21 protein-coding genes, 1 tRNA gene and 1 pseudogene are annotated in these 19702 nt (G+C 40.6%); 11 read left to right on the top strand and 12 right to left on the bottom strand.

Annotated features, from left to right (window positions below; genetic code table 11):
* Together O0V13_RS19815 and O0V13_RS19810 are read right to left on the bottom strand one after the other, a co-directional pair.
* Window positions 1-1100, bottom strand: a 1100-nt coding sequence (locus O0V13_RS19815) for an IS91 family transposase (protein ID WP_442780938.1), incomplete at its 3' end; no start/stop codon positions are given.
* Entirely contained in the window at window positions 1097-1858 is a 762-nt protein-coding gene (locus O0V13_RS19810; protein WP_268036751.1) for a tyrosine-type recombinase/integrase, read from the bottom strand. The genes O0V13_RS19810 and O0V13_RS19815, both read right to left, overlap by 4 nt.
* 384 nt (window positions 1859-2242) lie before the next feature.
* On the opposite strand from O0V13_RS19810, the gene O0V13_RS19805 reads away from it, so the two are divergent.
* Together O0V13_RS19805 and O0V13_RS19800 are read left to right on the top strand one after the other, a co-directional pair.
* Window positions 2243-2710 (top strand): N-acetyltransferase, encoded by a 468-nt coding sequence (locus O0V13_RS19805; RefSeq protein WP_268036750.1) that lies wholly within the window; start codon window positions 2243-2245, stop codon window positions 2708-2710.
* Window positions 2703-3227: a hypothetical protein gene (locus tag O0V13_RS19800; protein ID WP_268036749.1), complete on the top strand. Its 525-nt coding sequence runs from the start codon at window positions 2703-2705 to the stop codon at window positions 3225-3227. Before O0V13_RS19805 ends, O0V13_RS19800 begins: the two co-directional genes overlap by 8 nt.
* Before the next feature lie 95 nt (window positions 3228-3322).
* Here the strand turns inward: O0V13_RS19800 and O0V13_RS19795 are convergent, their stop codons facing one another.
* From O0V13_RS19795 to sucC, 7 genes and pseudogenes are all read right to left on the bottom strand, one after another.
* Entirely contained in the window at window positions 3323-3487 is a 165-nt protein-coding gene (locus tag O0V13_RS19795; protein WP_268036748.1) for a hypothetical protein, read from the bottom strand.
* Between the two features lie 155 nt (window positions 3488-3642).
* Window positions 3643-4146 (bottom strand): reverse transcriptase domain-containing protein, encoded by a 504-nt coding sequence (locus O0V13_RS19790; RefSeq protein WP_268036747.1) that lies wholly within the window; start codon window positions 4144-4146, stop codon window positions 3643-3645.
* Between the two features lie 189 nt (window positions 4147-4335).
* A complete protein-coding gene (locus O0V13_RS19785) occupies window positions 4336-4578 on the bottom strand; it encodes a hypothetical protein (RefSeq protein ID WP_268036746.1) in 243 nt (80 codons plus the stop codon).
* 157 nt (window positions 4579-4735) lie between these two features.
* Window positions 4736-4912, bottom strand: a pseudogene (locus O0V13_RS19780) (ATP-binding protein); the annotation flags it as partial.
* A gap of 216 nt (window positions 4913-5128) precedes the next feature.
* Window positions 5129-5341, bottom strand: a complete 213-nt coding sequence (locus tag O0V13_RS21735) for a hypothetical protein (protein WP_442780939.1) — start codon at window positions 5339-5341, stop codon at window positions 5129-5131.
* Between the two features lie 422 nt (window positions 5342-5763).
* A tRNA-Arg gene (locus tag O0V13_RS19775) sits at window positions 5764-5840 on the bottom strand.
* Window positions 5841-5851: 11 nt separating this feature from the next.
* The gene (gene sucC / locus O0V13_RS19770; protein WP_268036745.1) at window positions 5852-7066 is read right to left on the bottom strand and encodes an ADP-forming succinate--CoA ligase subunit beta; all 1215 of its coding nucleotides are present in this window, start codon (window positions 7064-7066) and stop codon (window positions 5852-5854) included.
* Between the two features lie 152 nt (window positions 7067-7218).
* On the opposite strand from sucC, the gene O0V13_RS19765 reads away from it, so the two are divergent.
* From O0V13_RS19765 to O0V13_RS19740, 6 genes are all read left to right on the top strand, one after another.
* Complete coding sequence (locus tag O0V13_RS19765; protein ID WP_073569840.1) at window positions 7219-7869, top strand: ABC transporter ATP-binding protein; 651 nt, start codon at window positions 7219-7221, stop codon at window positions 7867-7869.
* A gap of 423 nt (window positions 7870-8292) precedes the next feature.
* Complete coding sequence (locus O0V13_RS19760) at window positions 8293-9096, top strand: DMT family transporter (RefSeq protein ID WP_268036743.1); 804 nt, start codon at window positions 8293-8295, stop codon at window positions 9094-9096.
* Between the two features lie 24 nt (window positions 9097-9120).
* Entirely contained in the window at window positions 9121-10608 is a 1488-nt protein-coding gene (locus tag O0V13_RS19755; protein ID WP_268036741.1) for a nicotinate phosphoribosyltransferase, read from the top strand.
* Window positions 10595-11227 carry a bifunctional nicotinamidase/pyrazinamidase gene (pncA, locus tag O0V13_RS19750; protein ID WP_268036739.1) on the top strand — a complete coding sequence of 211 codons (633 nt, stop codon included), beginning with the start codon at window positions 10595-10597 and terminating at the stop codon, window positions 11225-11227. The genes O0V13_RS19755 and pncA overlap by 14 nt, the downstream gene beginning before the upstream one ends.
* A 3-nt stretch (window positions 11228-11230) precedes the next feature.
* Entirely contained in the window at window positions 11231-11743 is a 513-nt protein-coding gene (locus O0V13_RS19745; RefSeq protein ID WP_268036737.1) for an acyl-CoA thioesterase, read from the top strand.
* Between the two features lie 350 nt (window positions 11744-12093).
* Entirely contained in the window at window positions 12094-12681 is a 588-nt protein-coding gene (locus tag O0V13_RS19740) for a DUF3244 domain-containing protein (RefSeq protein ID WP_268036735.1), read from the top strand.
* Window positions 12682-12737: 56 nt separating this feature from the next.
* On the opposite strand, the gene O0V13_RS19735 is transcribed toward O0V13_RS19740, so the two are convergent.
* Complete coding sequence (locus O0V13_RS19735; protein WP_268036733.1) at window positions 12738-13217, bottom strand: hypothetical protein; 480 nt, start codon at window positions 13215-13217, stop codon at window positions 12738-12740.
* A 577-nt stretch (window positions 13218-13794) separates the two neighbouring features.
* Between O0V13_RS19735 and O0V13_RS19730 the strand changes: the two genes are divergently transcribed.
* A complete protein-coding gene (locus tag O0V13_RS19730) occupies window positions 13795-14382 on the top strand; it encodes a hypothetical protein (protein ID WP_268036731.1) in 588 nt (195 codons plus the stop codon).
* A 57-nt stretch (window positions 14383-14439) separates the two neighbouring features.
* On the opposite strand, the gene O0V13_RS19725 is transcribed toward O0V13_RS19730, so the two are convergent.
* Together O0V13_RS19725 and O0V13_RS19720 are read right to left on the bottom strand one after the other, a co-directional pair.
* Window positions 14440-15666 carry an ADP-ribosylglycohydrolase family protein gene (locus tag O0V13_RS19725; RefSeq protein ID WP_268036729.1) on the bottom strand — a complete coding sequence of 409 codons (1227 nt, stop codon included), beginning with the start codon at window positions 15664-15666 and terminating at the stop codon, window positions 14440-14442.
* The gene (locus O0V13_RS19720) at window positions 15663-16622 is read right to left on the bottom strand and encodes a phosphotransferase (RefSeq protein WP_268036728.1); all 960 of its coding nucleotides are present in this window, start codon (window positions 16620-16622) and stop codon (window positions 15663-15665) included. Before O0V13_RS19720 ends, O0V13_RS19725 begins: the two co-directional genes overlap by 4 nt.
* A gap of 151 nt (window positions 16623-16773) precedes the next feature.
* Between O0V13_RS19720 and O0V13_RS19715 the strand changes: the two genes are divergently transcribed.
* Both O0V13_RS19715 and O0V13_RS19710 read left to right on the top strand, forming a co-directional pair.
* Window positions 16774-17931, top strand: coding sequence for an acyl-CoA dehydrogenase family protein (locus tag O0V13_RS19715; protein WP_268036727.1), 1158 nt, complete (start codon window positions 16774-16776; stop codon window positions 17929-17931).
* 48 nt (window positions 17932-17979) lie between these two features.
* Window positions 17980-19662: an AMP-binding protein gene (locus O0V13_RS19710; RefSeq protein WP_268036726.1), complete on the top strand. Its 1683-nt coding sequence runs from the start codon at window positions 17980-17982 to the stop codon at window positions 19660-19662.
* Window positions 19663-19702: the final 40 nt, after the last annotated feature.

Below are 19702 nucleotides of genomic sequence, written 5' to 3'. Positions count from 1 at the left end.
GAAAAGACGGCTTTTGGAGGGCCACGCTTGGGTAGGCGCTGAATGCTTACCATGCTTTCCTTCTTGCAGCAGGAGCAGTATCGCGGGTTATAGGTTTCCAGAATCCGAGACTCTTTTTCAGGAATCGGAATTCCAAGTTCCTGATGAATGAGTGGTATTGTGATCAACTTGGATGAACTTCCCAATATCCCGAAGTGCCGGATCCGAACCAGCCCTTTGGGCAGAATATTTAATGAAAACCTTCTGATAAACTCCAGATTATCCAAAGTCATTTCCAGTTTCTGGGCTCCCTGACGATAATCCTTGTAGCTGAAGGTGATCTGTTTCTGGCTGATGTCCACAATACGATGGTTGGAGATCGCCACTTTGTGGGTATATCTTCCGAGGTATTCGAGTACTGCTTTGGGATGTCCGAAAGGCCGTTTGGCATAAACCACCCAGTCTTTTTGGAAGAGTTGATTGATCAGTTCCTTTTCTGGTTGGATTCTTGACTTGAGTGCTTTGACATACTTGGCCCGAAATACCTTGCTCATGGCTCTGACAGGGAAAAGGAATTTTCCTTTCGCCCTAGCAGTCTTCCACTTTTCTTTTTTGGCCAGTCCGCCTCCCGGTACGATGCAGTGCAGATGAGGATGAAGGCTTAGTGTCTGTCCCCAAGTATGCAGGATGGCGATCATTCCCGGTTTTGCTCCCAGATGCTTGGGATCTTTGGCAAAACATGTGACCGTCTGCCAAGAGGCTTCAAACAGGCTATCATAGACAGCTTTGGGCTGGTACATGGCCAGCTGATTGAGTGTCTCAGGTAAAGTGAAGACAACATGAAAATAAGGCACGGGGAGGAGTTCAGCTTCGCGCTTGGCGATCCAGTTCTCCCTGTTTTTGCCCTGGCACTTGGGACAATGTCTGTTTCGACAGCTGTTATAACTGATACGTATCGAGCCACAGTCTGTACAGGCATCCACATGTCCACCCAGATCTGCAGTTCGGCAACGTCTCAAGGCAGACAGTGTTCGTAGCTGCCAGCTGTTAATGTGAGGATGCTTTTCTACCTCAGCCCAGTGCTGGCTGAGCACATGGGCCACTTCAAAGCGGGCTTTCACTTTCTGGACAAGTAGAGTCTGTCCAGGGGACTGAAGGCACGGGATTTTTCTGTCTGGGCGACATGCAGATAGATCATGGTGGTATCGATGGATTCATGCCCCAATAAATCTTTAATGGTCAGGATATCCAGTCCCTCTTCCAGCAGATGGGTGGCATAGGTATGCCGGAGCGTGTGGACGTTCATAGGTTTGAGAATCCCTGCTTTCTTTTTGGCTTCATTCACCGCCCACTGCACCCCTCGCTGGGAGTAACGTCCGTCAAAGTCTCCTCCTGCACGCCCGATGATCTGCTCCCCTTTACTATTGAACAGCCACTCAATGGGCTGTTCGGCCTCTAGGTAAGTCTTAATCCCTCGGATCAGAATATCTGCTAGCGGAACATAGCGGTCTTTCTTTCCTTTGCCATCCTTCACATGAAGCATCTTTCTGTCAAAATCCAGATCGGCAATCTTCAGGTTCCTGACCTCAAAACAACGGAGTCCGCAACCGTAAAGTAAGGCTATCAGGACGCGGTGCTTAAGAAGTTTGGGAGCTTTAAGAAGCCTTCGGACTTCTTCCTGACTCAGTACAATCGGAAGTTTTTTGCTTCGCTTGATGGTAGGAAGTTCGATCCGTTTGTCCTTCATCCCCTCAATGCGGTAGGCAAACCTTAGGGCATAAACTGTAAACTTGAAATAAGCTTCTGAAGGGGTGTTGTGACTCCGCTTAACCAGATGTAGGTAATCGTTGATCCGGTCGGGGTCCACTTCTGTGGGCAATTCGTTGAAGTGGAGAGCCAGTTTTGCCAGATGTCTGGCATAGTTGGAGAGGGTACTTTTGCTTTTTCCCGCTACGACAACTTTCTGCTCAAACTTGGCTAATAGTTCAGCAAATCCAGCTATCTTGGAACAGGCAGCTTGGAGGATGGTTTCCTTTTTTTTTCATGATTAATAAGAGTTAATGAATGATCTAAAAAGTTACCGCTTCTTGGCTGCTCTTGAAACTACCGCAGGTTTAGTGCAACATAGTCTACACGCTATCTCTGCTTCGCGGCGAGACGGCGTATAGTCGTAGCGTTACCCACAATTAGAATTAATTTCCGTAATCTGTAAATATTGCATTGACAATTTCCAATTTATGTAAACTTTTTCTATATTTGTAGAATGAATATTATTGAAATATCAACAGGAGAAAAACATCTGGTAGACATTTTACCTGTTGAAATTGATGACTTTAAAATTTTAAGAAAAGACAGGTATTTTTTTGATTGGAAAATTGAGAAGAATTATGAGGTTTACAAATTGCAGATCAAGGGTTCAAGTGATATTCTTGGACTAGTTTCCATCGAAAAGATTCCTCAAGAATGGAGAATACATATCAGGCTATTAACAGTTTCAAAAGAAAACAAAGGAAATGAAAAAAGATACGATAAAATTGCAGGAAACTTAATTGCATTTGTAGCAAAGATTGCAATTCGTGAATTTGGAGAACTGGCGTGCGTTTCTCTTAGGCCTAAAAGCCAAATTGTGCAGCACTATAGTGACAAATATAACATGAATATAACAGGGATGACTTTAAGCATAGAAGTTCCTGAGATTATAGACTTAATAAACTCATACGATTATGACTGAAAATAAAATAAATATTATGGATGCAGAATACGGTTTAGATTCAAGATATAAATCAAATAAGGATTATGAATCTGAAGCTACTGCTTTAATGGAGGCTCGTTTAAGAAGGATGAAAAATCTTTCAAAAGACCAAATTACTAAGGCTAAACTCTTGCAGTTGAAATTGAAAATGGAGGAATATATTAAACATCCGGTTTATGATAATCATAATTATTTTTCAGACTTTCTGAAATTATATATAGATTCAATATACTCCAAGAGAAGTACTTTCGCGGAAGATATTGATATTGCTCCAGTAAGTTTGAGTCAAGTAATAAATAACCATAGAGAACCAAAAGAAGAATTTATAATGAAACTAATGATACATTCTGAGAAAGTATATAAGAATGTTTGTGAGTTTCATAAGAAAACTTGGTATCAGGTTTATTTTCACGAAAAGATTTGCGATACAATGTCAAATCAAGACCTATGGCGACCAGAGATAGAAAAACACATTCGGATAAGTGAAGCTATTTAAGGAATAACTGTGGGTAATCGAGTAGACGGCCGTGAGCAATAAGCCCACGGTGCGCCTCTCACACCACCGTACGTACAGGTCTCGTATACGGCGGTTCACTGAATCTCAGGCTTTGATTTAGAGTAATAGTCCAACATACTTAGATAGCCTTTTCTTCTCAGTCTAGAGAGTGTAATTGTTGTTACCAGTATAGGACTTTGAGCCACGGCCCATCCTCCTTTTCTGGTTCTACTCCATGCATACGCATGGTTTTGATCCACTCCCAGTCTGATTAGATTTTTACGTTTTCGCTCATCCTCCCCGCTACTACCGGCCCAAAGCTCACGCTTTGTCCTCAGTCATGCCATATGCAATATCTGAGTCGGTTCCTCAACCACTCATCGAGTTGTTTGAGCTTGGCCTGAATACTGGCCAATCAGTAATAGTTTATCCAGCCCATCCATACCTCTCTCAGTTTTTGGAGTCGCTCTTCAAAGCTATATGGCAATGTTTTCTTGGTGATTCCTTTGAGCTTACGTTTCAGGTTTTCCCAGCCCTGCTTCTTCACTATCATTTGGTATTTGTCCTTTTCTCCCTTTTTGTAGGTAGGTACGAAGCCATGACATAAGAGCTCAAAGTCGGAGGGACTTCGGGTTCCGCTTTTCTCCCTGTTGATAGGCAAGTCTAGTTTGTTATTCAGGAACAGGTAAACTTCGTTTCCTACTTTTTGGGCAGCTGCTTTTGACTGAGTATAGATACTAAAGTCATCGGCATAGCGGACGAATTTCAATCCTTTACTTTTGAGATACTTGTCCAGTTTGTCCAACAATATATTGGATAGGAGAGGACTTAGGGGGCTTCCCTGTGGCACACCCTTTCGGCGTTTGTGCAGCTTTCCGTTGATCCGGATCGGGACTCTGAGCCGCTTTCGGATCAGCAACAGGATTATTGGGCATTTTACCCTGTTGTAGGTTAACTGAAGTAGCTTGTAGTGTTGTACCTAATCGAAGAATCCTTTCAGATCAATATCAACTATCCTGATTGCCATCATTGATATGTTTCAGTGCTTGTGTTACTGCTCCGTGAAGGTTCTTTCCATGCCGAAAACCATAGTTCTCATCTTCGAAAGTTAATTCGAATCGACTGGTAATTGTAGGCTAACCGCCTGTTGAAGCCATCTGTCCACTACACATGGGACTCCGAGTAATCTGGTTTTTCCATTACTCTTGGGGATTTCGACCCCTCTGATAGTTTTGGGTACGTACCTTCTTTTCAGGATGTCGGTTAATACAGCTGTCCTGTTTTGGTCGATATACGACTTCAGCTCGGTTGCCTGCATACCGTCCACTCCCGATGAGCCTTTAATACCCACTACTTGACGGTAGGCTTAATAAAAGTTTTTGGATTGTAGTATTTTCTCAATTGCATATAGCGATCAAATTGACTCCTATCAGCGCTTCAAATTGCGCCCCCCCCGTAGTTAAGTGATTTTATTGGATCAGGAATGGAGGACTTTCATCTCGTTAAAGTTATTGATTTTCGGTATTGATTTTTCTTTTTCTTCTCAGGGATTCCCCCTGTAGTTCGATGCGGTGTGCATCATGAACGATCCTATCCAATATGGCATCAGCGAGCGTTTGGTCACCGATGATTTCATACCAGGCACTGACCGGTAGCTAGGAGGTGATGATGGTGGATTTTTTTCCATGCCTGACTTCAATGATCTCCATCAGGAGCATCCTGCTCGGGCATGCCCTAAAGTAGTTTTATTTCTTTGGAGAATTGCGGGTTTATATTCTTTATCGATCAATTCTTCCATTTATCGGTTATGTTGCTCAAAAATTTCCAAGATCAATTTTTTCTTTTCTCCCACTCCAAGTAGCGTGTTTTTAATAGCTTCAACTGTTACTTCTTTGTCTTGATCAAGGAGTATTTTTTGCTTGCATTGCCTTATAATAGAGCGTATCCAAATAGGAATTAAGCGATTTACTTGCCTCTGATTTTCCTGTAGCCCTACCAGCAGAAACATTCCACTTTAAAGAATGCCATAACCTTTTGGTTGATAGTTCTTTAGCGGTTCCTTCTACTGTAATTCTTAGATAGATGTATCTCTCAGCATTTTTGTTTTTTTGGATTGCGTTAAAAAGAAGAGCAATCCGATGCTTTTTTCTAACATAATTTAGTTAGTTAGGTTGAACAATACTTAAAAAAATCAGGTTCTAAATTACAAGAGATTCAATAACTTATCGTATTGATATTCAAATCACTATGAATATCTAAGTGCGTCTTTTTTTTGAAATTCATAGGACTACACGAATGACGCACTGGAATTACAAGTAATTGAGAAAATTAGATGGGTTGGGCCAAAAAAAACCTGTAAAGAATTTCTTTACAGGTTATTGAGTTTTGTATTGATTTTTAGAAAACTAATCTTTGTAAGTTCTTGTTTTACAATGATTTAATCTTATTACATAGAGTTTAAATTCTATCTCTTCAAAAGAAAATTAAAGAAATTAAACTCAAAATCAACCGGTTCCTAGGCTACTACCTAGGTTCTTGGTGCACTCGGAAGGATTCGAACCCTCAACCCTCGGAGCCGAAATCCGATATTCTATCCAGTTGAACTACGAGTGCCTCTATAGCTATTAGCCTTGAAGTACTGCTTGTACTTTCTCAGCAGCTTCTTTCAAAGTGATTGCTGATGCTACTTTCAATCCTGACTCATCGATGATTTTAGCACCTTGCTCTGCATTGGTACCTTGAAGTCTTACGATGATTGGAACTCGGATGTCACCAATAGATTTGTAAGCTTCTACCACACCGTTAGCGATACGGTCACATCTTACGATACCACCGAATACGTTGATCAAGATAGCTTTTACATTTGGGTCCTGAAGGATGATTCTGAAACCAGCCTCTACGGTAGTAGCATTTGCTCCTCCTCCAACATCTAGGAAGTTAGCCGGCTCACCACCAGAAAGCTTAATCATATCCATGGTAGCCATTGCCAAACCGGCACCGTTTACCATACATCCTACGTTTCCATCTAGTTTCACGTAGTTCAAACCTGATTTACCAGCTTCTACTTCCAAAGGATCCTCTTCAGCCAAATCTCTTAGATCCGCTAGGTCCTTGTGACGATACAACGCATTGTCATCCAAGTTTACCTTCGCATCTACTGCCAAGATCTTGTCATCGGATGTTTTCAACACAGGGTTGATTTCGAACTGAGAAGAATCAGTTGCTTCGTAAGCTTTGTAAAGAGCTGCGATGAATTTCACCATTTCTTTGAAAGCATTTCCAGTCAATCCCAATTTGAAAGCAACCTTTCTGATTTGGAATCCCTGCAAACCTGCTTTAGGATCGATCCATTCCTTGATGATTTTTTCTGGAGTCTTTTCAGCTACCTCCTCGATATCCATACCCCCTTCGGTAGAAGCCATGATCACATTGGATCCAGTAGCTCTGTCCAAAAGGATGGATAGATAATATTCTTTTGGCTCGGAATCGCCAGGATAGTATACGTCCTCAGCTACCAATACCTTATTTACTTTTTTACCTTCTGGTCCTGTCTGGTGAGTAACCAAAGTACCTCCCAAAATATTCTTTGCCTTCTCGGAAACCTCTTCCAATTTTTTAGCAAGAACTACACCGTTGGAACCAGTTTCTTGGATCTTACCTTTTCCTCGGCCACCAGCGTGGATTTGAGCTTTGATCACATACCAGGAAGTTCCGGTCTGAGCGTTTAGTTTTACTGCTGCTTCGTTTGCGGCCTCAGGAGTGTCTGCTACAATGCCTTCCTGAATTCTAACGCCGTATCCTTTTAGTACCTCTTTAGCCTGATATTCGTGAATGTTCATCCTCTGAAAATTTTTGGGCGAAGTTAAGCCCTAGCCGTGGATAAATCAACCCAAGATTTTGCCTTTTTTCGCAAATAAACCCATTAATTGCCTCTTCAAATTCTAGCAGGCCAAGGATTTGTTCTAATTTTAGCCTTTCAAAACTAATTAGCATGTTGATAGCCAGTGACATCCATAAATCTTATGGAAATCTCCACGTACTCAAAGGGGTGAATCTTGAAATCTCAGCTTCTGAAATAGTTTCCATAGTCGGTTCCTCCGGGGCAGGAAAAAGTACTCTTTTGCATATTTTGGGGACTTTGGATCAACCTGATCAGGGAAGCCTTCAAATGGGAGGTAAGGACCTGTTCAACATGAAGTCCGAAGAACTGGCTAAATTCAGAAACGAGCAAATTGGCTTTATTTTTCAGTTCCATAATCTACTTCCTGAGTTTACTGCTTTGGAAAATATTCAGATCCCTGCATTTATTCAGGGAAAAAGTCCTGCACAGATCCAAAAGAAAGCCGGAGAATTAGCCGAATTGCTGGGAATCACTTCCCGATTGGATCATAAACCTTCCAGCCTATCAGGTGGAGAACAACAACGCGTGGCCGTCGCCAGAGCCTTGATCAATAGTCCACAGGTAGTTTTTGCGGATGAACCCAGTGGTAATTTGGATACCCAGAATGCCAGAGCCCTTCATGAATTGTTTTTCACACTGAGAAAAGAACTAGGACATTCCTTTGTTATCGTTACCCACAACGAGGAATTGGCTGCTATGGCCGATAGAAAAGTTGAAATGAAGGATGGCAATATCCTTTAAAAGGGAGAGAAGTTTAAATAGGGGGCACTGCAAGTGGAGCTTTCTGACTGTGGCAGTCTAAAACTCATAGAAATACTCTTGATGGAATATCCTTGAAATATACCTTTTGTGAATTACTATTAGGAAACAGATACGACCTAGCCAAAATAAGCTCCTACCTCGCCTGAGAAAAGGCTTCAGTGAAATAGAATCCGATCTGCAGTGCTATCTTTTGATAGCTGTCTAAATGGCTAACTTTTTTAAGATTCCATAGTGGTCTTAATAAAACCAATACTTCCATTCACCTTATCTTTAATTTTTCTTCCTAAAAATAGGAAGAATGGTAAATTTGAGTGGGTTTTGTGAACTCATTACCGTGAAATTTCCTTTGCTTAGCATCATCCCTTAAAACACCGGCTTTTGAAGATTTCGAGCGTACAATCCATGCTGTTAGCAGGAATATTTTTTGCCTTGATGAATGTCTCTGTCAAATTCATTCCTCACATTCCAGCCATTGAAATCATCCTTTTCCGGTCTTTATTTAGTTTGATTTTCAGCTATGCGATCCTCAAGCAGCAGAAAGTTCCTGTTTTCGGAAATAACAAAAAGTTGTTGGTCTTGAGAGGGGTTGTAGGATCGGTAGGCTTGATTACCTTCTTCTATACCTTGCAGAAAATCCCATTGGCCTCCGCAGTGACCATCCAGTATTTATCTCCGATTTTCACTACAATTTTGGGGGTGTTTTTAGTCAAAGAAAGAGTCAAGCCCATTCAGTTTCTCTTTTTTGCAATCTCCTTTGCCGGAGTGTTGGTGGTACAAGGGTTTGATTCCAGAGTCAATCTGTTCTATGCTGCCATAGGAGTGACCTCAGCCATATTTTCCGGATTGGCCTACAATGTCATTCGGAAGCTGAAAAATACCGAACATCCTTTAGTGATCATATTCTATTTTCCTTTGGTGACCTTGCCTATTGCAACAGTAGTTAGCTACTTTACCTGGGTTCAGCCAGTGGGTTGGGATTGGGCGATCTTGCTTTGGATAGGAATCTGTACTCAGACAGCACAGTATTTTATGACTGTTGCCTATCAAAATGCCAATGTTGCCAAAGTATCCAGCATGACTTATTTGGGTTTGTTATATGCCCTTTTCTTCGGGTTCCTGTTATTTGGGGAAACCTTCGGAGCGATGTCCTATGTTGGAATGGGATTGGTTTTGCTGGGGATTTTGTTGAATTTAAGAGTGAAATAGAGCTTTTATAGCCAAAATAATTTTATGAAGATTACCAAAGATCTTTACCACGGAAGTTTAGCCTTACTGACCGATTTTTATCAATTGACAATGGCCTATGCCTATTGGAAGTCTGATAAAGGGGAGCAAGAGGCCGTATTTAACCTGTTTTTTAGAAAGCATCCATTTCATGGCGGATTTACTTTGGCCGCAGGATTGGATTATGTGATTGATTATTGCAGGAATTTCAAATTTGGAAAAGAAGACTTGGAATACCTTTCCAAAATGAAGGCTCCTGATGGATCTCCACAGTTTGAAAAGGGATTTATTGAGTATTTGAGCAAACTCAAATTTACTTGCGATATAGAGGCGGTTGAGGAAGGAACAGTGGTATTTCCCAATGCTCCCATGATCCGCGTGAGAGGCCCATTGATCCAATGCCAGCTTTTAGAAACGCCTCTGCTCAATCTTTTTAATTTCCAGACTTTGATAGCCACTAAAGCGGCCAGAATCAATCTGGCTGCGAAAGGAGAGCCTGTTTTAGAGTTTGGATTAAGAAGAGCCCAAGGAATTGATGGAGCCTTGGCGGCTAGTCGTGCTGCTTATATCGGAGGTTGTACTTCTACCAGCAATGTGATGGCAGGAAAGCTATTTGGAATTCCTGTTTCTGGAACTCATGCCCACAGCTGGATCATGTCCTTCGAAAGTGAATTGGAAGCTTTTGAAGCCTATGCAAATGCTTTTCCAGACCAATGTGTTTTTTTGGTAGATACCTACGATACAATCAATGGAGTAAAGAATGCCATCAAAGTAGGAGAGATCCTCAGGAGCAAAGGAAAAGAAATGATCGGTATTCGCATCGATAGCGGAGACTTAGCTTACTATTCCAACAAAGCCCGAGAGATGTTGGATGAGGCAGGTTTCCCTGATGCAAAAATTGTCGCTTCCAACGATCTGGACGAGAACATTATTCATTCCTTGAAAGGGCAGGAAGCTTCAGTGAATGTCTGGGGTGTAGGTACTAAGCTGGTAACGGCTTATGATCAACCTGCATTAGGGGCTGTTTATAAGCTTTCAGCTGTCAAAGAAGAAAATGGAGAGTGGGTTCCTAAAATTAAGATTTCACAGCAATCCCTGAAAATCAACATCCCAGGAATCCACAATGTGAAACGCTATTATTCCAATGGAAAAGCGGTTGCAGACATGATTTACTTGGAAGATCAAGAAATCAATCCAAGAGGAACGGTGATCATTGATCCGATAGATGCCACTCGGAGAAAGCGGATCATGCCTGCTTTTTACCAAGAAGAAGAGCTGTTGAAGCCGATCTTCAAAAAAGGGAAGCTGGTCTATCAAAGTCCTAAAATTCAAGCAATTCGGGAAAGAGCACAGAGTCAGTTAGCCTCCTTTGACAAAACTCATAAGAGAATAGTAAACCCACACCTGTATCCGGTGGGATTGGAAGAAAACCTACACCATATGCGAATGAACTTGGTGTTGAAAGCAAAACAAATGGAAAATGGAGAAGCTTAATCAATCCAAAGCACTGATCATCGTAGATGTGCAATATGACTTTTTGCCTGGCGGTTCTTTGGCTGTTACTGATGGAGATCAGATTATTCCAGTGATCAATGAGCTTCAGGAAAAGTTTGAATTTATTGTAGCGACGCAGGATTGGCACCCAGAGGGACATCAGAGCTTTGCTTCCAACCATTTGGGGAAAAGGCCTGGAAATTTGATTGATTTACATGGTCTTGATCAAATCTTATGGCCTGATCACTGTGTTCAGTACACCAAAGGATCTCAATTTTCCGCAGATCTTAATCAGAGCAACTGGGAGTCTATTTTCCAAAAAGGCACGAATCCTGAAGTGGATTCCTACTCAGGTTTTTTTGACAATGCCAGAAGGGGTGAAACCGGTTTGGGTGAGTTCCTAAAAGAAAATGGGGTTAAGACTATTTATATTTGCGGGCTGGCTTTGGACTATTGCGTGAAATTCACAGCCCTGGATGGAAAGAGTTTGGACTTTGATACCTATTTGGTCACTGATGCGACCAAAGCAGTGAATTTGGCTCCAGAGGACGGAGATTTAGCATTAAAAGAAATGAAAGAGGCTGGAATACATTTGATCAGGTCCAGCGAAATAGAATAAATCATGTTTGAATACGATCCAGAGAAACATTACCCACAAGAAACGGAAAGTCGAGTAGTGATCCGATTTCAGGACTGTGATCCTTTGCGCCACCTGAATAATGCCAAGTATTTCGACTATTTCTTTAATGCAAGAGAGGATCAGGTTCCCAAGCTATATGGTTTGGAAATGATAGATCTGATCAGAAAGTACAATGCCGCCTGGGTGATTTATAATCACAATATCAGCTATGTCAAGCCAGCCATGGTCGGAGAGTGGGTTCGGATTATGAGCCGGGTTATCTGGCACAACCACAATACCATCGTGGTGGAATATTACATGACTGATGATTCCAAAACCCAGTTGAAAACGGTGCTATGGTCTACCATGCGCTATGTGACTTTGGCAGAAGGAAAATCAACAGATCATAGTGGGGCAGTTTTAGACTTTTTGAAAGCCACTTCCGGTGATATTGATGTCTCAGATATGGATATTAAAGACCGGGTAAAGCAACTTGCAAAGGAGTTGAAGAAGTAGATTGTCCGAAAAAATGAATCCCAACGAACAAAGCTTGTACGGTATCGTACAGGCTTTTTATTTAAAATCAGAAGGAAAATATTTTTTCGAAGATTTTTTAAAATTAAATTCTGAAAATTTTTCTTAAAAAGTGTAACCTTTTCAAAAGTCAAAAAATGCCCGTTTAGGCTGAGATAGGCTATTTTTTTGGATTTTGAGAATTATGAAAGCTTCATTTTTTGAGCTAATTCAAAGAGCATTTTCCCTTAAATTATCTAAAAATCATCTTTTCAAAAATAGAGGAAAGCGTTTAGAAAATTTGGTTTGGTATGCCATTGGAAACAAGGAGAGCATATCTAAACCAACAAAAAATGAAAACTTTATTATCACTAGTAGCAGCTGGACTTTTAGCTAGTACAAGCATAGCAAACGCCAGCAATGAAGATTTGAAAGACGTAGCAACTGTAGTTGCAAAAGATCAAAAAGTAAGCCTTTATTTGAATCAAGAAAGCGGTCCTGTTAAGGTGACCCTTTTGGACCAAAGAGGTAAAGTCTTGGCAAAGTCCAAAATCAAAGACTATGACAAGGACGTTGTCCTTCCTTATAACTTGGAGAATTTACCTGAAGGAAATTACTCATTGGAGGTAAGGTCAGATGAAGAACAAATGGTATATGATTTCACGACCAGCAAATCAGAATTTCAGCCAGTAGCGCCAGGAATGATGGCATATGGCAAAGAAGTAGCTAATAATTCATTGAAATTGACTGTAATTGGTCTTCAGGAGCCAGGAGTTGATGTTACAATCAAAGAAAAGTTCACTAATAAGATATTGCTTACTGAAACTATTGATCAGCCTGAAGCATTTTCAAAAGTTTACAAATTCAACAATATCGATACATCTGATGTCATGGTAGAAGTGAAAGACAAAAAAGGAAAAGTAAAGTCACTATACTTTTAAATAGACATATTGATAGGTAAAAGCCATCCCATTCGGGATGGCTTTTTTGCGTTGAATTAGTCCTCTATTTTTTGATAGACCAAATAAGGTCCGTCACAGGGAGCCCAGCTGATATTTTCCAGAGTTCCTTCTTTGGAAATGTGAAGGTATTCCTTTTCTATCTCTTCACTTGTACAGTTGTAGGCATAGGCATCACCTTCAGTTTGGCTTAGCACTGCTATAGCTAGATAATTTTCACTAAAACCCTCTGAGACTTCCTCAATTTCAAAGGTGCCAGAGGCTGATGCTTTGTAATCCCCATCCTCTACCGTTTTGCTATAGGTTCCATCATTAAAGAAAGTATAAACCTCTTTACGCTTTAAATCATCTCCTTCGAGCACAATATTGATCATAGAACCCATGCTTTTGACTAGGTTCCATTCCCCCTCTAAAAAGGATCGATTCGGGTCAATAATCAGCTCAGGTTCATTTTGGACCAGCCCACATGCACCTAAATAAAACAATAATGACAAGGCAAGAAGAGATAGCTTTTTCATATTGAATCGAATTTGGAGTCTATACGTCTGTCCAGAGCTTTTTGCGACAAAGATTTAAGGATGTGTTTTATGAAACTTAAGTCCTGATTTTCATGAATAATCATTTTCAAATCAAGTAAAATAATACTTGAACTTGTTCATGTTAAGGTTTTGATTTCTTTACAAAACCTTGATTTTCAGACTTCGCAATCGATTGAGTGTCCGAAAACTTTGTGTCTGTGCGGACAAGAGATGTACACAAGCGTACAGGTTTGAACGACTCAATAAAATTGACTTTTATCAAAAATATTTTTTTGAAAATTATTTTTCCTTAACAAACACAATAAGGTGTAACCTTGGCATTTTTCGAAAACCATACAAAACTGTACGGCACTGTGACAACCGAACGGAAAAGTGTACAGAAGAAATACAGGTTTTGTTAAAAAATGATCAAATGAACAGAATAATATTTTGTGTAAATCTTAATTTTTCTAAAAATCATCCTATTTGAAAGAGTGGGTTTTGGCATGGCAAAGCTTATTTGGTATGTGGTTGGCATAAGGTAAATCACAACAATGCTAAACCAACAACAGACACTATGAAAACTTTATTCACTTTCGCACTAGCCGGACTTTTAGCTACAAGCGCTCTGGCATCTAATGACAACGAAGATTTAATGGCACTTTCTGACGCAAGAGCTAAGTTCAAGAAAGTCAATGTATTATTGAAAGAGGGAGTAGGAAAAGCCAAAGTGGCTATCATGGATGAAAATGGAAAAATCCTACACCAAAGAAAAGTAAAAGCAACTGACGAGAATGTATTGGTTCCTTACGATTTGAATAGCCTGCCTTGCGGGGAGTATCAGGTGAAAATCACCACAGAAGACGAAGAGGTAACCTATACCGTTGAGACTTTTGACAAGAAGAAGGAGATCAGAGAGTATCCTTTAATGGCTTATGGTAAAATCATCGATGATGAAACTATCAATTTGGCTGTAATAGGTCTTACTGAGCCGGGTGTAGATGTGAAAATTCGATACGAAGACACTGACAAAGTCATTTACACTGAGACTATCGATCATCCTGATGGATTCCGCAAAGACTATAAATTAGAGGGAGTAAATCCTGAAGATGTTTACATGGAAGTAACCGATGTAAAAGGAAGAACCAGAATCCTTCATTTCTAAACTAAACCAGCTTTGAAGGTAGTCCCGGAGAAATCCGGGACTTTTTTTATGCAAAAATTAGTGGGCCATGTGCTCGCTGATTGCAGCCGCCAATTTTTCTAGATCTTGATTTAAAATGACTTTATTAACTTCTAGGACTTGTTTTTTTTCTTTGTCAGGCAGAGCCTCAAATCCATAAAACGCACCTAAAATACCGCCAGCCAAAGCAGCTGTAGTATCATTGTCCCGACCATAGTTCGTTAGAAAAATCAACGTATTCATAAAATCAAAATCTGCATAAACCATCGCTGTGATGGTTTGCAGGTAGATTTCTCCAGCATGAAATGGCATATCCTGAAGTCTTTGATCCAATTGCTCATAGGCAAAGCCTAAAGCTGGACTTTTTGGATCAAAGTAGTTATTTAAACTATCCAGTTTCTTGGCCTCTTCAGCTATCCAAATTGCATCATTAAGTATCCTATTGGCAGTTCTGCCAACCAATCTGCTTTGAAAATAATGAGAAGGGTCAAGAGCTTGGCTAGCTAATAATGAATCTGAAGTGGCCCCTTTTTTCATTCCAGCAGCAGTCATGGCAGCAGATAGGGCCGTCAAATCTTTTGCATATCCCAAATCATAAATTGATAGTTTAAAGGCTTCCTCATAGGCTTTTTGGGGATTACCTGGAAAATAAACTCCTAAACTTGGCGCATATAAAAGGCCGGCACAAACCATTTCACCTCCATAAAATCTGCCCAAGGTGTCTGCATAGCCTGTTAAATCATTCTTTAGATATGGCTGGCTTACTTTTGCCCATTCCTGAAGCCAAGCAACTCGCAAGAATGCATTTTCGATTCCTTTCTCATCGGAACTGTCAAGATGGGACAATTGGTCAAAGTACGCTTTGTATTGCTGATAAATTTGGGCAGCAAAGTCCTGAGGATCGAGTTCATTGGAAGATTGAGTTAGTAGGTATTCACCTGCCAAAACTTTCCATCGGGTATCATCTGTAGTCCCTCCAGCCGGTAGATCCGCTACCCAAATACCTTCAGGAGAAACTTCCCGAACCATCGTGTCTAAGCTTGAGACAAATCCATATGTGGCCTGAATGTCATTTCTGGACCACATTTCTGTTGGGGCTCCCATAGCATCACCTATTGCTGCTCCCACAATCATACCTTGAATTCTATCCTGAAGTTCTGATTGGGAAAGACCTGATTCAGCCAATTTATCGAGGGGTTCTGGTTTGGGACTGCTGCAGGATACAAGTAGCAAAACCAAAAACGCTATGAGAAGGTTGGATTTCATGAGAGAATGAAATTTCTGGCTTTTTCCATCAATTCCCTCTTCTTTTCTAGTGTTAAAGACAGTGGCAATTGGGCAATACCTATCAGCCTTCTGAGTAATTCCACTCCTCGGTATTGGTTAGCCAATTTAGCGTCGAATGCTCTGTGATAATTTAATTCAATGGCATTTTCAAAGGACTCTGTCATCCCACAGAAATCCCCATGGGCAAGGAATACTCCCAAATCGAATTCAGCATCACCCTTAAAACTAAATTCTGGATCTATTACCTTGATTTCACCAGAGGAGCTGATCCAACTTCCAGGATAAAAATCTCCATGCAAAAGAGTGTCTCCAGAACTCAGGTACCGATATCCTAGCTTCTCAATTTCTTGTTTAAGACTTGAGTCTTGTTTCCATTCCAAACTCAACTCTTGCAGGCCAGGTTGGATGGTATCGAGATCAAAGCCATTTTCTTCCATGAAAGGGAAATGGAAAACATGCTCATGATTTAATTTCCGCATCTCTATATTTTCTGGATAATTAGAAATAGGAAGTTTATGAAGTGTATCCATATAAACAACCAAGTCCATCAATTGATCAGAAGTCAATTTTCTTGATTGAGAATATATACCTGCAAAGTCTCCTTCATCTCCTAAATCCTGGATGATTAATGTATGCTCAGTTATGCAGTATTTGAGGATTTTGGGAGAAAATCCCGCCAGAACCTTATTTGAATTGATTAGGTGATAAAAGTTGAATTCTACATCGATTCTGTTAATGGGGGCAGGGATCTGAGGGAATTTCCGAACGTAGGGTTTGGATTGTTTGATTATTACGGATCGCTGATTGGTATTTACCCTTAATACAACGTTCATATTACTTTCACCAGCAGGAGCAACAGAAATGATGGATTCTTCAGGATTCCAAAAATTAAATTTGATCAAATCCTCTGGAAGAGAATCATAGGTTAATTGCATGAAAACGTTTGTTTAGGTGGATCAAAATAAGGCGAATATTTAAAATATGGAACCTCTTTTTTTTGTTGGTATTTTGAAATCAAATATGCCGTAAAGCCTCTGAAATGATCTATTTTTTTATTTTTGAAATAACCATAAAGATATAAACCCAATGTTTGGACTACCTAGAATGTTATTTACCGAAGAGCATGAGCTTTTTCGGCAAAGTGTTAGAGATTTTATTGCCAGAGAAATAACCCCTCATAATGCAGAGTGGGAAAAGCAAAAAATGGTTTCCCGCGAATCCTGGCTCAAATTAGGCGAAAATGGATTTTTGGGAATTCAAGCTCCTGAAGAATTAGGAGGGATGAACATTCAGGATTTTCGATTCAATGCCATTTTGATTGAAGAATTAGGGTTGAGCGGTTGTTCTGGACCTGCCATTGGCTATCCTTTGCACAGTGATATTGTGATGCCCTATATTTTGCATTATGGTACCCAAGCAGTTTTGAATAAATACATTCCCAAGATGGTTTCAGGTGAATTTATCGGAGCTGTAGCCATGACCGAGCCGGGGGCTGGATCAGATTTGCAGGGAATTAGGACCTCTGCCGCCGATCAGGGAGATCATTATTTGGTCAATGGATCCAAGACTTTTATCACTAATGGATATTTGTCAGATGTTGTTGTTGTCGCCGTTAAAACAGATCCTTCCAAAGGTGCGAAAGGGATTTCATTGATCCTCATGGACAATGATATGAAAGGTTACTCGAAAGGAAAACCTTTTGAAAAAGTAGGCCTTCATGCGCAGGATACCTGTGAACTCTTTTTTGAAGACGTAAAAGTCCCTAAAGAAAACCTGTTGGGAAAAGAAGGGGAAGGATTCAAATATTTAATGACAGAATTGGCTCAAGAACGCTTGGTAGTTGCTTTGGCCGCTGTAGCTTTGGGAGAATATATGCTCCAATCTACGGTGGAGTATGTTAAGGAAAGGAAGGCCTTTAACAAAAGTCTATCCGAATTCCAGAATACAAGATTTAAACTAGCTGAGATGACTGCTGCTTTGGAACAGGGAAGGATATATTGCGACTATCTGGTTCAATTGCACAATGAGGGCAAATTAGACTCAGCGATGGCTTCTGCAGCCAAATACAATATGACAGAACTCCAGTGCAAAGTGGCAGATGAATGTGTCCAGCTTCATGGAGGCTATGGCTACATGTGGGAGTATGGAGTGGCTAGGGCCTATGCTGATGCCAGAGTCCAGCGAATTTATGCCGGAACCAATGAAATTATGAAGGAGTTAATAGCCCGAAAAATATTGAAATAAGAGTATATTCAATCTTTGAACCCACAGAATCACCCAAAAAACCTGATAATGAAAGAATATCCTTGGTTAAAACACTATCCGCCCTCTGTTGATAAAGAGGTAAACTGCGAAGCTTATTCAAGCGTCGTGGATCTTTTTGATGAAAGTGTTAAAAAATATCAGAATGCAGTAGCCTATGAGTGCATGGGTAAAACCATGTCATTTACTGAACTGGATTCACTAAGTGCCAAATTTGCCAATTACTTATCTAAAGAGCTGAAACTTCCAAAAGGCTCCCGAATTGCTGTTCAAATGCCCAATACGCTTCAATATCCTGTGGTAATGTTTGGGGCATTGCGAGCCGGGATGATTGTAGTAAATACCAATCCACTTTATACACCATCCGAAATGGAGCATCAGTTCAATGATTCGGGAGCTGATGTGGTGGTTATCGTCGCAAATTTTGCAAGTAATCTGGAGAAGATTATGGGCAAAATCAAAGCCAAACATGTGGTAGTAACTGAACTGGGAGATTTGTTGGGTGTTTTAAAAGGAACAATTGTCAACTTGGTTGTCAAGCATATCAAAAAGATGGTTCCAGCTTTTTCAATTCCAGGTGCAGTTTCATTTAAAGATGCTTTGGCAAAAGGGGCTAACTATTCTTTCTCCAAGGAGACGATTAGCCTAGAAGATACCGCTTACTTGCAATACACTGGAGGTACCACAGGAGTTTCAAAAGGAGCCGAACTGACCCATGGGAATATCGTTGCCAACATGCAGCAGATCTCTGCCTGGATGAAGCCCAAATTGAAAGAACGAGAAGAATTGGTGGTGACTGCTTTACCACTTTATCACATCTTTGCCTTGACTGTCAATTGCTTAGCAATGATGAAAATTGGGGCTCATAACTTGCTGATTACCAATCCAAGAGATATGAAGGCTTTTTGTAAGGATTTATCCAAACATGAGTTTACAGTCTTCACTGGAGTCAACACCCTTTTCAATGGATTATTGAATCAAGAGTCATTCAAAAGCTTGAATTTTAAGAAGTTGAAAATCGCAGTTGGAGGGGGGATGGCCGTTCAAAAATATACCGCTGAGCAATGGAAATCTTTGACGGGTGTCCCACTGGCAGAAGGTTACGGTTTAACCGAGACTTCACCTGTCGCTTCCTGTAATCCGATTGATGGAACCGAAAGAATCGGAACTATCGGGATTCCACTTCCCAATACAGAAATGATGATCGCTGACGATGATGGAAATGAACTTCCACTGGGGGAAAGAGGTGAGGTGCTGATCAAAGGACCACAGGTAATGAAAGGCTATTGGAACCGACCTGAGGAAACTGCCAATGTGATGCATGGGGAATGGTTTAAATCAGGTGACATTGGAGTAATGGATGAAGATGGATTCTTCAAGATCGTAGACAGAAAGAAAGAAATGATTCTAGTTTCAGGATTCAATGTTTATCCAAATGAAGTGGAGGACTGTATAGCTGGCATGGATGAAGTGACAGAGGTAGGAGTAATCGGGATGCCAGATCCAAAATCTACAGAAAGGGTAGTCGCCTATATCGTTCCAAAAGACAAATCTGTGACTTCAGAGCAAGTAATTGCGCATTGCCACCAATATTTGACCAATTACAAGGTCCCAAAAGAGGTTTATTTCACGGATGAACTTCCAAAATCCAACGTGGGCAAAATCCTCAGAAGGAAAATCAAGGAAGCTCATATGGAAAAGATGAAAGCATAAATTAGAATTGGAGGCTTAAAGAAATTTAGGCCTTTTTTTG

The sequence above is a fragment of the Algoriphagus sp. PAP.12 genome, assembly GCF_026652115.1.
Classification (GTDB): Bacteria; Bacteroidota; Bacteroidia; order Cytophagales; family Cyclobacteriaceae; genus Algoriphagus.
Note: the sequence above shows the minus strand (reverse complement) of the source record. Positions and strands in the feature narration are given on the sequence as shown.